Below are 12,611 nucleotides of genomic sequence, written 5' to 3'. Positions count from 1 at the left end.
TGTGCCCGCTGTGCCGGTTCATGATGAACCCCCCATTTTTTATTAACGGCATACGAGACAGGACGATTAAACATGTCTAAGAAAATTTTCGACTTCGTAAAACCCGGCGTGATCACTGGTGATGACGTTCAGAAAGTGTTCGCTATCGCCAAAGAGAACGGCTTTGCTCTGCCGGCCGTAAACTGCGTTGGTACCGACTCCGTGAACGCCGTACTGGAAGCTGCCGCCAAGGTTAAAGCGCCGGTTATCGTTCAGTTCTCCAACGGTGGTGCCGTGTTCACCGCCGGTAAGGGTCTGAAGCTGGAAGGTCAGAAAGCTGCCATCCTGGGTGCCATCTCTGGTGCCAAGCACGTTCACGCTGTTGCCGAAGCTTACGGCGTGCCAGTAATCCTGCACACCGACCACGCTGCCAAGAAGCTGCTGCCGTGGATCGACGGTCTGCTGGAAGCGGGTGAGAAGCACTTTGCTGAAACCGGCAAGCCGCTGTTCTCCTCCCACATGCTGGATCTGTCCGAAGAGTCTCTGGAAGAGAACATCGACATCTGCTGCGAGTACCTGACCCGCATGGCCAAGATGAACATGACTCTGGAGCTGGAACTGGGTTGCACCGGTGGCGAAGAAGACGGCGTCGACAACAGCCACATGGATCAGTCCGCTCTGTACACCCAGCCGGAAGATGTTGCTTACGCTTACGAGCGTCTGTCCAAGATCAGCCCGCGTTTCACCATCGCTGCCTCCTTCGGCAACGTACACGGTGTATACAAGCCGGGTAACGTCAAACTGACCCCGTCCATCCTGGACGCTTCCCAGAAGTACGTTTCCGAGAAGTTTGGCATCCCTGCCAAGTCTCTGGACTTCGTATTCCACGGTGGTTCAGGTTCCACTCTGGAAGAGATCCGCGAGTCCATCTCCTACGGCGTAGTGAAGATGAACATCGACACCGACACCCAGTGGGCAACCTGGGAAGGTCTGCTGAACTTCTACAAGAAGAACGAAGCTTACCTGCAAGGCCAGCTGGGCAACCCGGAAGGCGCCGACAAGCCGAACAAGAAGTACTACGACCCGCGCGTATGGCTGCGTGAAGGTCAGACTTCCATGATCAAGCGTCTGGAACAGGCTTTCTCCGACCTGAACGCCATCGACGTACTGTAATTCGTTACAGCACCTTGATTGCATGAAAAGGCGCCCTTCGGGGCGCCTTTTGCATTTCTGTGATCCGGTGCTGCTGGTTTGCCGTGCTTTAGCTGGGTATTATCGAAACAAATTTGCTTATTTTATTAAACAATTTGCAACAAGGCAGGATGCTGAACATGCAGGCAGGAAAGCACATCGGATATCAGGAGCACGCGGCCTCCTACTACGCCGCGACCCGCAACGATCCACAGCAGTGGCCAGAACTCGAGGCCGAGCTGAAAGCAGATGTCTGCATCATCGGCGGCGGTTTTACCGGCCTCAATACCGCCATCAACTTGGCTGATGCAGGTTATAAGGTGGTGCTGTTGGAGGCTAACCGCATCGGCTGGGGCGCCTCCGGGCGTAACGGCGGCCAGCTTATTCGCGGGATCGGCCACGATACCAGCCAGTTCGCCCGCTGGATTGGTGAGGAGGGGGTGCGCGAACTCGACCTGATGGGGCTGGAGGCGGTGCAGCTGGTGCGCGAGCGGGTCGAGCGTTTCAATATCGAGTGTGACCTCACCTGGGGTTACTGCGATCTGGCCACCCGTCAGCGCCATCTGGCAGGTTTCGAGGAGGATCTCGACCATCTGGCGAGTCTGGGCTATGAGCACGAACTCAAACTGGTGCCGCGCGAAGATATCCATAGCGTGGTGGGGTCGGATCGCTATATCGGCGGCCTCATCGACATGGGTTCCGGCCATCTCCATCCCCTCAATCTGGCGCTCGGCGAGGCGCGCGCCGCAGCCAGCCTTGGGGTTTCCCTGTTTGAACACTCCCGTGTGACCCATATCGATTACGGCAAGCAGGTGGAGGTGACCACGGCTCATGGCCGGGTCACCGCCGATTATCTGGTGATCGGCTGCAACGCCTACCTCAATGACCTCAATCCGGAGCTGGGAGGACGGGTGCTGCCGGCCGGTTCCTACATTCTCGCTACCGAGGTGCTGGATCGCCGCTTGCGCCAGCGCTTGTTGCCGCAAAACATGGCGGTGTGCGACCAGAATGTTGCCCTCGACTACTACCGCCTCTCCGCCGATGGTCGCCTGCTGTTTGGCGGGGCCTGCAACTACTCGGGCCGGGATCCCCGCGATATCAAGGCCTTTATGTTGCCCAAGATGCTGCGGGTCTTCCCCGAGTTGGCTGGCACCGCCATCGAGTTTCAGTGGGGCGGGATGATCGGGATTGGCGCCAACCGGCTGCCGCAGATTGGCCGCTTGAAGGAATACCCAAACGTGCTCTACGCCCAGGCCTATTCGGGTCACGGCCTCAATGCCACCCATATGGCGGGCAAGCTGGTGGCCGAGGCGATCCGCGGCGAGAGCCGGGGTTTCGATCTCTTTGCCAATGTGCCCCACATCACCTTCCCGGGTGGCCCGGCTCTGCGCTCTCCGCTGCTGGCACTGGGTATGCTGTGGCACCGGATGAAGGATATCTTCTGACTCCGATTGTCAGTCTGTGCAGTGATGGCTGAACGAAGCCCCCTTGCCAGCCCTTGTTTATAGCGGGTTAGCACTATCGTTCCGCCCGATAGACCAAAAGATGCATTCGCGCCAAGTTCGTCCGATTGGCGCTATCTTTTAGGTGTGAGAGCGGTTATCTGCCAAGGAACAAGGATTTGACAGATTGCCGGAATATTTGCCTAAAAAGGGCCGAGGACGGTGAAAGGAGATCCAGGATGGAGATAAATGTAGTCGCGTCAGGTGGGCTCAGCCCGCTGGCGCAACGGCAGGGTTCTCCCGCTGTGCAGGCACAGGATCGGGCTGCAACTTCACCATCAACGGGCAGTGACAGCCGTATGGTGCGCGACCTTGGCGCTGTGCTGGACGAACTGGGGCTGTCACCGCAAGGGGAGAGCAGCGGCGGGAGCAGTGCTTCAATCAGGGATTCGCTGGAAGCGTTCATCAACACCATGATGGGCTCCCTGCAACAGCAGCAGGAGCAACAGCTGGCATTGCAGCAACAACAGCGGCAAGAGCAGGAACAGCGCAAACTCGCCATCGACGACAGCAGCGAAAATCCGCTCAAGCGGGACCTGGAGCGCCTGCTGGAGACGCTGGATCAGCAGGGCGGACAGGACAAAGAGAGCGAGCAAGGAGCCGAGCGTGAAGCGGTCAACCCCTTGCAGAGCCAGCTGACCAAGCTGCTGGAGAGCAGCGGTGCGGCAGAGAGCGGGGTCACCCTCAAGGAGGTGCTGTCAGGGTTGGCCAGCAAGCTGCCGAACGAACCTGCAGAGCGAAAAGGGTATCGGGTTGATACCCAGGTTTGAGCTGGTTGGCAACGGCAGTCCCGCCGTTGCAGAGACATGAGGGGGCTTGTTGCCCTTTATTGCGCCGGTTCCGCCAGCCGCCACCCCTGTTCGTCCTTCATCATCCACACCTCTGCCTCTTGTGGCAGCACCTGGCCCGCCTCGAACTCGCCATATTTGCGCTCGAGCTCCATCAGCCCCATCTCCTGCTGGAAGGGGCCAACCCGGTCGTAGACCAGATCCTCGTCGTGCAGCACCTGCAGCTGATCGAGCCCCTGTTTGAAGTGGAGCTGGTAGCTCACCTTGACCAGATAGACCCCCTCCATCCGCTCCTCCTTGCCGAGGATTGTGAAGTCGCTGATCTCGAACAGGTTGGCATCTGTCTCGGCCAGTAGTTTGGCGGTGACCTGCTGGCGGATATCCTCTTCCCCGGGCCCTGCACTGCAGCCATAAAGCCAGAGGGCTAGCAGGGGGATGAACCACTTTTTCATCAAAACTCCGGACGGGCGAGACAATCGAAGGGCAAATTCTGCCATGCTGCCGGTCATATACAAGGGATCGCCAGAAAAATCAGTGCGTAACGTATGAGGCGGCCCCTGCCTGTCGACAGGGGCGCCGCTGGTCAGCGTAGCTGATCAAGCTTGCCCAGAAACTCGGCAGGCCCCATAAAACCGGTGACCCGCTGGCCTGTCAGCTCCTTGCCCTCGCGGTCGAAGAAGATGAGGGTCGGCAGTCCCAGCACATTGAGGCTGTTGAGCAGCTCGATATCGGCATCGTCGTTGGCAGTGACATCCGCCTGCAGCAGCACCATCTGGCCGAAGCGCTCCCTCACCGCGGGATCGCTGAAGGTCTTGTGTTCGAACTCCTTGCAGGCGACGCACCAGTCGGCGTAGAGGTCGAGCAGCACCGGTTTGCCGCGGGCGGCGGCCAGCTGCACCTTGAGATCATCCAGCGTCTTGATGCGGATAAACTGCGGTGCCGTTTGACCGGCATCCGCCGTGACGGCAGCAGGGGGGGCCGGTTGCAGCAGATCCTTGCCCACTACCACGGCGCTGATCATCGCCAGCAACAGCACGAAGCCGCGCACGCTTTTGGCCACCGAGTGGGGCTGGTGCTGGTTGTGGTGATAGAGATAGCCGCACAGCAGCAGCCCCCAGCCGAGCCAGGCGAGGGTAGTAACTTGATCGTTCCAGAGTCGTGACAGCAGCAGGATGGGCACCGCCAGCAGGGCGAAGCCAAACAGTTGCTTGATCACATCCATCCAGGCGCCCGCCTTGGGCAGCAACTTGCCCCCCGAGGTGCCGAGCAGCAGCAGCGGTAGCCCCATTCCCAGTGAGAGCGCATAGAGCGCCGCGCCGCCGAGCCAGAGATCGCCGCTCTGGGCCACGTAGATCAGCGCCCCCGAGAGCGGTGCCGTGGTGCAGGGGGAGCAGACCAGCCCGGAGATCATCCCCATGATGGCGACCCCGGCCACCGAGCCGCCCTGTTGGCGGTTGGAGAGGCCGGAGAGTCGGGTTTGCAAGCTGCTCGGCAACTGCAGGGTGTAGAGCCCGAACATGGAGAGAGCCAGCAGCACGAACATCAGCGAGAGGCCGATCAGCACATAGGGGTGCTGTAGCGCCGCCTGGAATTTCAAGCCCGCCGAGGCCACTACCAGCCCCAGCAGGGTGTAGGTGACCGCCATCCCCTGCACATAGACCAGGGAGAGCAGGAAGGCGCGGCCGGTTGAGAGGCGATGGCCGGCACCGGCGATGATACCGGTCAGAATGGGGTACATGGGGAAGACGCAGGGGGTGAAGGCGAGCCCCAGCCCCAGCGCGAAGAAGGCGATGATGCTGAGCCAGAAACCCTGATTGCCGAGGGCGGCCGCCAGCTGATCCTGCTGGCTAACCGGTGCGACGCTTTGTGCCGTTTCAGCAGTGGACGCTGTGGTTGCTGTGATCAGCGGGGCCACATCGATCAGCTTGTCGGTCGGCGGATAGCAGAGGCCGTCGGTACAGCCCTGATAGCGCACCCGCAGGGTGGCGCCATCGCCCACATCTTTGAGCGGCACCGCGATGCTCACCTGCTGGTAGTAAACCCGGGTTTTGCCGAAGAAGTCATCCTCGTGCTCGGTGCCTTCCGGCAGAGCTGGCTCGCTGAAGGTGAGGTTGTTCCCCTTGAAGCGCAGGCTGTGGCGATAGAGGTAGTAGTCGTCGGCGATGTTGAGGGTCAGCAGCAGCTGATCGCCACGCTGTTCGCTCTCGATCTGAAAGGCCTCATCGACCTGCAAAAATTTGGGTTTGGCATTGGCCTCAATGCCCAGCGAGCTGAGCAGATCGGCGCCGCTGGCGTGGGCAGGGGCGCTGCCCACCGCTGTCATCAGCAGGGCACAGAGCAGCAACAGGGGAGAGAGCAAGCGGGTGAACGTCATAAGGTCTCTCCATTGAGCCAGTCCAGATAGGCGGGTAGTCCAGCACTCACCGGCAGGGCCAGCAGCTCGGGCACCTCATAGGGGTGATGGGCCAGAATGCACCTCTGCAGTTCGGCAAAGAGCGGCTGGCGGGATTTGATGATGAGCTGGATCTCGGTCGCCCGTTCCACCTTGCCCTGCCAGCGGTAGACGGAGGTGACACCCGGCAGCTGATTGATGCAGGCGGCCAACCGCTGGTTCAGCAGCTGTTCGCAGAGAAGGTCGGCACTGGTTTGATCTGGGCAGGTGCAGAGCACCACAATAGCGTCGGTCATAAAGCGGATCTTCACCTCGTTGGGGTAAACCGGGCAGGCGCCTCTGCCGTGTCATCCCTTTCCGCGGATGAAGGTGAAAAAGCGCCCGAAAATCAGCGGCTACTATACCCCAGAGCCGCTTCAAATAGCATCTGTAGCCATTTGTGAGCCAGCGCCAAAAATTTGTGGGGGGCATGAGATAGACGCTGTCATGGGGAGAGGGCAGAATGAGCGGGCTTGTTCCCAATTGACGTAAGGAAATGTATGACCCAACAGAATGAGCAGCAGAGAAACCGCATGTTGAGCCTGCTGCGCGAAGGTGAGCGCCGCATGTTGGTTCAATTGGCCGGGCTGCTGCGCACGACCGCCGATGACATCAATGCCGAGCTGGAGAAAGAGGAGCTGATGGCCACCCTGGAGCGGCCCGTCACGGTGGAGTATCTCAACGGCGTGGTGCAGCACCATCTGTTCGAGCGCAAACACAAGGGAGATATGGCGGTTGCCCAGCAAATCCTGAGCGATTATCAGAGCGAGCTGGAAGCGCTGCAGGCCGCTCAGGCCCAGCCTGAAGAGGCTGCCGCTGCCGACGCGAGCGGCGAAGAGAGCAAGGCCCAAGCCTGAGCGACGGGCAGGCCTGAATCCTTACATCTGAATCAGCCGGCCTGCCAGCGCTGACCCCTCTTGCGGCCCCATCATGTCTGCCATGATGGGGCCGTGTCGTTTCTTCTGTGGGCTTCCCTTGTTGCCTTCACTTCTCGGTTCCAATCCAACGGATTCGTGCCTTAGCGCGCCTCTTGTGGCATGCCGTGCGGTACTTCGCGGGGGATGGGGAACACCTTGTCATAGCCCCAGTTGTAGACGAAGGCATAGATCAGATAGAAGACGACGAAGCCCAGATCCAGCACCAGCGCCTCCAGCAGGCTGACGCTCAGCCACCAGGACATGACCGGCAGCGCGACGATCAGCAGACCGCCCTCAAAGCCGAAGGTATGCAGCACCCGTTGCCACAGGGTCTTGTGGGTATGGCCCTGATATTTGAGCAGCAGCTTGTCGACCCCGATGTTGTAGATGTAGTTCCAGACGGTGGCTAGTACCGAGAAGAACAGTGCCAGCGGGCCCATATGGTTGAGCCCGACACCGGTAACCCAGCTGGCCAACGGGGCGGCGATAAACAGGCCGATCAATTCAAAGCCGATAGCATGGCGCAGTCGATCGTTACGGGTACGCATAAGTCACTCTCTCAATCAGGTTCATTCACGAATTGCCGATTAATCTATAGAACTTTCGCGATAGATTCATGTTGGTATCCATCGCTAAAATAGATAGATGACAAGGGGCTTGTTGGAGGGCCATAGGATGACGCCATCACTGGAACAACTGAGGATCTTGCTGGCGGCCGCCGAAACCGGCTCTTTTTCCGCCGCCGCCCGCAAGCTGGGCAAGGCGCAGTCGGTAGTGAGCAGCGCCATCGCCAATCTGGAGATCGATCTGGCACTCACCCTGTTTGACCGCAGCGGCCGCTATCCGCAGCTGACGGAGGCGGGGGCCCGCATGGTGCAGGAGGCGGGGATCTTGCTGGAGCAGAGTGAACGGTTGCAATCCATTGCCGGGGAGCTGGCGGCAGTTGTGGAGACGCGCCTCACCCTGGCCATCGATGATGACTCCCACCTTCCCTGGCTCGGCACCCTGCTGGAGGAGTTTGCCACTCGCTATCCGATCGTTGAGCTGGAGCTGCTCTTCCCGCTGATGGAGGATGTGACCGAGATGCTGGTGACCGGCCGGGCCCAGCTCGGCATCAGTTATCAGAAGGTGCATCCCCAGCGGGAGATCGTCGCCCGTTCGCTGGGGGAGGTGACCATGCCCCTGGTGGTGTCACCGGATCATCCGCTGGCCCGCAAGCAGCCTCTGCGGGAGGTCGATCTGCAAGGGGCACGCCAGCTGATGGTGACCGGCCGACGGGAAGGGAGCGAGCGTCAGCGTTTTCGCATCTCGGCTCAGGTGTGGTGGGTTGAGGGGGATCTCGGGGTGCTGGAGCTGGTCAAGCGTGGTCTTGGCTGGTCCGCCATCCCGGAATTTCTGCTGCATCAGCCGCTGAAGCGGGGCGAGGTGGTGGTGCTGGAGCCGGACTTTATCGCCAGCCACGCGCTGGCGCTGGAACTGCAGTGGCATCGCGCCCGCCCGCTAGGGCAGGCGGGGCGCTGGCTGAAGGAGGCCCTGCTGGCGCGGGTGCCTCGCTAGCCGACCTTACTCGGTCAGGGCGTAAGGCAGGGGTTGCAGGGTGAGGCCGGAGCCTTCGTCCTGCTTGAGGCGGAATTGGGCGTCAGCCTCGGTATCTTTCGGCAGTACGGCGGTGAGCCACACCTGCCCGGCCTGTTGCCAGGCGTTGAGCACCATGCCGCTGCGGCGCCAGTTGTCACCCAGTTGCAGCTCCAGGGTATCGCCGCTGGCGACCGGCTCGCCGGTAGTCCCCGCCAGCAGGAACAGGGCGCGGTTGTTGGCGCCGCGATACTTGGCGCGGGCCACCGTCTCTTGCCCCATGTAGCAGCCCTTGTTGAAGCTGATGCCGTCCAGTGCCTGCAGGTTAAGCATCTGCGGGATAAACTCCCCCTGATGTACAGCTTCCATGTGTGGCAGGCCCGCCTTGATCTCGAGCCCCCACCAGAGTGACTCGTCACCTTGCGGCAGGGCGTCGGCTTGCTGATTGCTTACCAGCAGCCAGCGATCCTGCTCAATCTTCACCGCTATGCCGCCGTCGATGAGACCGCTCTGCTCAAGGCCAAACTGCGCGGCGATCCATTCATCGCTGCCCGTACCGGCGATCCCGGTAGCGTGACGCTCATCGGCGGCGATCTCGACCCTGGAGAAGACGGCAAATTTCTTCAGCTCCGGCAACTGACGTTCCAGCACTGAAGGGCTGGTCAGCAGCAGCAGACTGTCGTCGAGGCAGAGCAGGCGGAAATTGCTCCACAGCTTGCCCTTGGGATCACAGTGGCCACCCGGGGTCTGTTGCCCCGGTTGCAGGGCGTTGACATCACAGGTGACCTGACCTTGCAGATACTTGACGCGATCCTGGCCGCTGATACGGGTGATGGCCAGCTTGGTCAGGGGGAAGCGGGTCGGCTCGGCAGGAAAAACAGGTGGTTGCAGGCTCACGATGGTATTCCAGAGAGAAAGTATGTGAGCTGCATGGTAAAGACGTAACTAATGTTTGTCAGCCGGAAAATCCAGCTGGTACCATCCCCCGGTCTTTGTAAGGAGAGAGCCATGTTGAGCCCAGTTGAAAAATCCCGCCTGAAGTGGGCCTGCCGTCGCGGTATGCTCGAGCTGGATGTGATCTTTATGCCCTTTTTCGAACACGAGTTCGACTCCCTGAGCGAAGCCGATCAGCAGACCTTTATCCGCCTGCTGGCGAGCGATGATCCGGATCTGTTCAAATGGTGCATGGGTCATGGTGTCCCTGCCGATCCCGCATTTGCCGCCATGATCCCGATGATCCTGGAGCGCAATCAGGCGCGCCACGACCGCCAGGGGTAATACCGTGGAGCGGGTGATCATGACGGTTCACCCCTCCCGCCATCAGCAATGTTTGCTGGTGGCCCTCTTTCTGTTGCTGCTCTGGCCGGTGGCGGGCCTGATCGCCGGTTGGCAGTGGGCGCTGTTGCTGCCCGTCTGGCTGGTGGCGCTCTGGCTGAGCTGGCGCGCGTTCGCCGAGGCCCCGTTCGAGCTTGTCTGGGATGGCCAGTGGTTGCAGTGGCAAGGTCGCCGCTATCAGCTCGACAAGAAAAGCCGCATTCTGCCCGGTGTGCTCAGGCTGGCTCTTTGTCCCGATCCGCAAGATAGTGGAGCCGTGTCGCCACGGCAATTGTTGCTCTTCTCCGACGCCCTTCCTCCCGAACATTACCGCCTGCTGGCGCGAGCCATCCACTTTCTGCCGTCCCGGCGCTGACACCTGTTTCCAGTGATGACCGCTTGCTGATGTATCGTGGTGAGTGACGGTCATGTGGCTGGCGGCACTCTTTTTGTGGCTGAAAAACGGTTGAAAACAAGTGACCCCGCCGAGGCAGGGTCACTGATTGCTGCAATGCTTCGCAGGAAGGGGAATTAATCCCGCTCAGGAGTCAGCACGGTCGGTTTGGAGTCCGGCAGCATATCCGGATGATCCAGGTTGTAGTGCAGGCCGCGGGACTCCTTGCGCTGCAGGGCGCAGTTGACGATAAGCTCGGCCACCTGCAGCAGGTTGCGCAGCTCCAGCAGGTTGTTGGAGACGCGGAAGTTGGCGTAGTACTCCTGCACCTCCTGCTTGAGCAGGTCGATACGGCGCTTGGCGCGGGCCAGGCGTTTGTTGGTACGCACTATCCCCACGTAGTCCCACATCATCAACCGCAGCTCGTGCCAGTTGTGCTGGATCACCACCAGTTCGTCGGAATCTTCTACCTTGCTCTCGTCCCACACCGGCAGGCGCGGCGGCTCCACGCTCATTGGCAGCTTGGCCAGAATATCGGCCCCCGCCTGATGGGCATAGACCACGCATTCGAGCAGAGAGTTGGAGGCCATGCGGTTGGCACCGTGCAGACCTGTGTAGGTCACTTCACCGATGGCGTAGAGGCCGGGAATATCGGTCTGGCCGTTGTTGTCGATCATCACGCCGCCACAGGTGTAGTGGGCGGCCGGCACTATGGGCATCGGCTCCTTGGTGATGTCGATGCCAACCGCGAGGCAGCGCTCATAAATGGTCGGGAAGTGCTTGATGATGAAATCGGCCGGTTTGTGGCTGATGTCCAGATACATGCAATCCGCCCCCAGTCGCTTCATCTCGTGATCGATGGCGCGGGCGACGATATCCCGTGGCGCCAGCTCGGCCCGCTCGTCGAACTCCGGCATAAAGCGGCTGCCGTCCGGGCGGCGCAGATAGGCCCCCTCGCCACGCAGCGCTTCGGTCAGCAGGAAGTTGGGATCATCGGGGTGGAACAGGCTGGTGGGGTGGAACTGGTTGAACTCCAGGTTCGCCACCCGGCAACCGGCCCGCCATGCCATGGCGATGCCATCGCCAGAGCTCACATCCGGGTTGGAGGTGTACTGGTAGACCTTGGAGGCGCCGCCGGTCGCCAGTGCCACGAAACGGGCGCGGATCACCTCGACCTGCTCGGCGTTGCGGTTCCAGACGTAGGCGCCCAGCACCTTGTTGCCCGGCAGGTTGAGCTTGCGGGTGGTGATGAGGTCGACCGCGTTGAAGCGCTCCATCAGCTGGATATTGGGGTGGGCACGAACCTGATCGATCAGGGTTAGTTGCACCGCCTTGCCGGTGGCGTCGGCCGCATGGAAGATGCGGCGATGGCTGTGGCCCCCTTCCCGGGTGAGGTGGTACTGGGACTCGCCGTCGGCATTCTCCTCCTGATCGAAGGGGACCCCCTGCTGGATGAGCCACTGGATGGACTCGCGGGCGTGGCGAGCGGTGAATTCCACCACGGCCGGGTCACACAACCCGGCCCCGGCGTTGAGCGTATCGCTCACGTGGGATTCGATGCTGTCGGTCTCGTCGAACACGGCAGCGATGCCTCCTTGCGCATAGAAAGTGGCCCCTTCACTGATGGGCCCCTTGCTCAGAACCAGGACTTTGGCGTGGTCTGCCAATCGCAAAGCGAGGGACAAACCAGCGGCACCGCTGCCAATGATCAGCACATCGCAAAGGTATTCAACACTTGCTTTCATAAGTATCATTGGCCTGGATTAAGAACTGGCACCATGGTAGCCCAAGCGAGGGCGAGGATGCAGCCTGCATCACATTTTTTTCAATTGAAGCGAACTTTCTCTGATTTTTCCTGTCTGAACTTGTGCGCTTAGGAAGGGCCGGAAAAGAAGAACGATAACCTGATGGGGGTTTTACGGCTCTGATGAGCGACCAGAATCTACTGGACGAACAGCTGGTTGAACGGGTCCAGCGCGGCGATAAAGCAGCTTTCAACCTGTTGGTAAAGAAATACCAGCACAAGGTGGTCAACCTGGTTGCCAGGTATGTCAGCAATTCCGGTGACGTGCCCGATGTGGCGCAAGAGGCCTTTATTAAAGCCTACCGGGCATTGCCGACATTCCGTGGCGAGAGTGCCTTTTATACTTGGTTGTACCGGATTGCCGTGAATACGGCGAAGAATTATCTGACCTCCCAGGGGCGCAGACCGCCCAGCAGTGATGTGGAGGCGGACGAAGCGGACTCTTATGGCGGTGGTGAGGCATTGCATGAGGTCTCAACCCCGGAAAACCTGGCGCTGACTGACGAGATCAAACGCACCGTGTTTGCAGCCATAGAGGCATTGCCGGAAGACCTGAGGACAGCGATCACCCTTCGCGAAATGGAGGGGCTGAGCTACGAAGAGATTGCAGAAATCATGGATAGTCCTGTGGGTACGGTCAGATCCCGTATCTTCCGGGCGAGGAGTGCAATCGACAAAATGCTGCAACCTCTGATCGAGAATTAACTGGGGAAAGA

At 60.3% G+C, this 12,611-nt stretch carries 14 protein-coding genes; 8 read left to right on the top strand and 6 right to left on the bottom strand.

Annotated features, from left to right (window positions below; genetic code table 11):
• Nucleotides 1-72 precede the first annotated feature (72 nt).
• The 3 genes from fbaA (at nt 73) to ACRAUW_RS01695 (ending at nt 3,442) form a co-directional block, all read left to right on the top strand.
• A complete protein-coding gene (fbaA, locus tag ACRAUW_RS01705; protein WP_185228353.1) occupies nt 73-1,152 on the top strand; it encodes a class II fructose-bisphosphate aldolase in 1,080 nt (359 codons plus the stop codon).
• 158 nt (nt 1,153-1,310) lie between these two features.
• On the top strand, nt 1,311-2,615 hold the full coding sequence (locus tag ACRAUW_RS01700) for an NAD(P)/FAD-dependent oxidoreductase (RefSeq protein ID WP_431360917.1): 1,305 nt from the start codon (nt 1,311-1,313) through the stop codon (nt 2,613-2,615).
• A 236-nt stretch (nt 2,616-2,851) separates the two neighbouring features.
• A complete protein-coding gene (locus ACRAUW_RS01695; protein ID WP_431360916.1) occupies nt 2,852-3,442 on the top strand; it encodes a hypothetical protein in 591 nt (196 codons plus the stop codon).
• A 56-nt stretch (nt 3,443-3,498) separates the two neighbouring features.
• Here the strand turns inward: ACRAUW_RS01695 and ACRAUW_RS01690 are convergent, their stop codons facing one another.
• The 3 genes from ACRAUW_RS01690 to cutA all read right to left on the bottom strand — a co-directional run bounded on the left by ACRAUW_RS01690 (nt 3,499) and on the right by cutA (nt 6,148).
• Nucleotides 3,499-3,912, bottom strand: a complete 414-nt coding sequence (locus tag ACRAUW_RS01690; RefSeq protein WP_108614226.1) for a hypothetical protein — start codon at nt 3,910-3,912, stop codon at nt 3,499-3,501.
• Nucleotides 3,913-4,043: 131 nt separating this feature from the next.
• Entirely contained in the window at nt 4,044-5,834 is a 1,791-nt protein-coding gene (locus ACRAUW_RS01685; protein WP_431360915.1) for a protein-disulfide reductase DsbD, read from the bottom strand.
• Entirely contained in the window at nt 5,831-6,148 is a 318-nt protein-coding gene (gene cutA / locus ACRAUW_RS01680; RefSeq protein WP_431360914.1) for a divalent-cation tolerance protein CutA, read from the bottom strand. The genes ACRAUW_RS01685 and cutA overlap by 4 nt, the downstream gene beginning before the upstream one ends.
• A 243-nt stretch (nt 6,149-6,391) precedes the next feature.
• Here cutA and ACRAUW_RS01675 point away from each other — a divergent pair, with 243 nt between their 5' ends.
• Entirely contained in the window at nt 6,392-6,748 is a 357-nt protein-coding gene (locus tag ACRAUW_RS01675; protein WP_431360913.1) for a hypothetical protein, read from the top strand.
• 161 nt (nt 6,749-6,909) lie between these two features.
• Here the strand turns inward: ACRAUW_RS01675 and ACRAUW_RS01670 are convergent, their stop codons facing one another.
• Nucleotides 6,910-7,356, bottom strand: a complete 447-nt coding sequence (locus ACRAUW_RS01670; protein WP_431360912.1) for a PACE efflux transporter — start codon at nt 7,354-7,356, stop codon at nt 6,910-6,912.
• 127 nt (nt 7,357-7,483) lie between these two features.
• Here ACRAUW_RS01670 and ACRAUW_RS01665 point away from each other — a divergent pair, with 127 nt between their 5' ends.
• Nucleotides 7,484-8,365 (top strand): LysR family transcriptional regulator, encoded by an 882-nt coding sequence (locus ACRAUW_RS01665; RefSeq protein WP_431360911.1) that lies wholly within the window; start codon nt 7,484-7,486, stop codon nt 8,363-8,365.
• Nucleotides 8,366-8,371: 6 nt separating this feature from the next.
• Here ACRAUW_RS01665 and ygfZ read toward each other — a convergent pair whose 3' ends face one another.
• Nucleotides 8,372-9,280 (bottom strand): tRNA-modifying protein YgfZ, encoded by a 909-nt coding sequence (gene ygfZ, locus ACRAUW_RS01660; protein WP_431360910.1) that lies wholly within the window; start codon nt 9,278-9,280, stop codon nt 8,372-8,374.
• 111 nt (nt 9,281-9,391) lie between these two features.
• Between ygfZ and ACRAUW_RS01655 the strand changes: the two genes are divergently transcribed.
• Complete coding sequence (locus tag ACRAUW_RS01655) at nt 9,392-9,661, top strand: FAD assembly factor SdhE (protein ID WP_005335417.1); 270 nt, start codon at nt 9,392-9,394, stop codon at nt 9,659-9,661.
• Between the two features lie 19 nt (nt 9,662-9,680).
• The gene (locus tag ACRAUW_RS01650; protein WP_431360909.1) at nt 9,681-10,073 is read left to right on the top strand and encodes a protein YgfX; all 393 of its coding nucleotides are present in this window, start codon (nt 9,681-9,683) and stop codon (nt 10,071-10,073) included.
• A 155-nt stretch (nt 10,074-10,228) separates the two neighbouring features.
• Here ACRAUW_RS01650 and nadB read toward each other — a convergent pair whose 3' ends face one another.
• Nucleotides 10,229-11,836, bottom strand: coding sequence for an L-aspartate oxidase (nadB, locus tag ACRAUW_RS01645; RefSeq protein ID WP_005335413.1), 1,608 nt, complete (start codon nt 11,834-11,836; stop codon nt 10,229-10,231).
• A 182-nt stretch (nt 11,837-12,018) separates the two neighbouring features.
• Here nadB and rpoE point away from each other — a divergent pair, with 182 nt between their 5' ends.
• Nucleotides 12,019-12,600, top strand: coding sequence for an RNA polymerase sigma factor RpoE (rpoE, locus tag ACRAUW_RS01640; RefSeq protein ID WP_431360908.1), 582 nt, complete (start codon nt 12,019-12,021; stop codon nt 12,598-12,600).
• Nucleotides 12,601-12,611 lie beyond the last annotated feature (11 nt).

Source organism: Aeromonas sp. (assembly GCF_050633025.1).
Classification (GTDB): Bacteria; Pseudomonadota; Gammaproteobacteria; order Enterobacterales; family Aeromonadaceae; genus Aeromonas.
This window is presented reverse-complemented; position numbering and strand designations above follow the sequence as displayed.

Coding starts and splice junctions, on each gene's coding strand:
- ACRAUW_RS01650 (WP_431360909.1), top strand. CDS start 9,681: ATGACGGTTCACCCCTCCCGCCATCAGCAATGTTTGCTGGTGGCCCTC.
- ACRAUW_RS01655 (WP_005335417.1), top strand. CDS start 9,392: ATGTTGAGCCCAGTTGAAAAATCCCGCCTGAAGTGGGCCTGCCGTCGC.
- ACRAUW_RS01670 (WP_431360912.1), bottom strand. CDS start 7,356: ATGCGTACCCGTAACGATCGACTGCGCCATGCTATCGGCTTTGAATTG.
- fbaA (WP_185228353.1), top strand. CDS start 73: ATGTCTAAGAAAATTTTCGACTTCGTAAAACCCGGCGTGATCACTGGT.
- ACRAUW_RS01690 (WP_108614226.1), bottom strand. CDS start 3,912: ATGAAAAAGTGGTTCATCCCCCTGCTAGCCCTCTGGCTTTATGGCTGC.
- ACRAUW_RS01685 (WP_431360915.1), bottom strand. CDS start 5,834: ATGACGTTCACCCGCTTGCTCTCTCCCCTGTTGCTGCTCTGTGCCCTG.
- nadB (WP_005335413.1), bottom strand. CDS start 11,836: ATGAAAGCAAGTGTTGAATACCTTTGCGATGTGCTGATCATTGGCAGC.
- cutA (WP_431360914.1), bottom strand. CDS start 6,148: ATGACCGACGCTATTGTGGTGCTCTGCACCTGCCCAGATCAAACCAGT.
- ACRAUW_RS01700 (WP_431360917.1), top strand. CDS start 1,311: ATGCAGGCAGGAAAGCACATCGGATATCAGGAGCACGCGGCCTCCTAC.
- ACRAUW_RS01665 (WP_431360911.1), top strand. CDS start 7,484: ATGACGCCATCACTGGAACAACTGAGGATCTTGCTGGCGGCCGCCGAA.
- rpoE (WP_431360908.1), top strand. CDS start 12,019: ATGAGCGACCAGAATCTACTGGACGAACAGCTGGTTGAACGGGTCCAG.
- ACRAUW_RS01675 (WP_431360913.1), top strand. CDS start 6,392: ATGACCCAACAGAATGAGCAGCAGAGAAACCGCATGTTGAGCCTGCTG.
- ACRAUW_RS01695 (WP_431360916.1), top strand. CDS start 2,852: ATGGAGATAAATGTAGTCGCGTCAGGTGGGCTCAGCCCGCTGGCGCAA.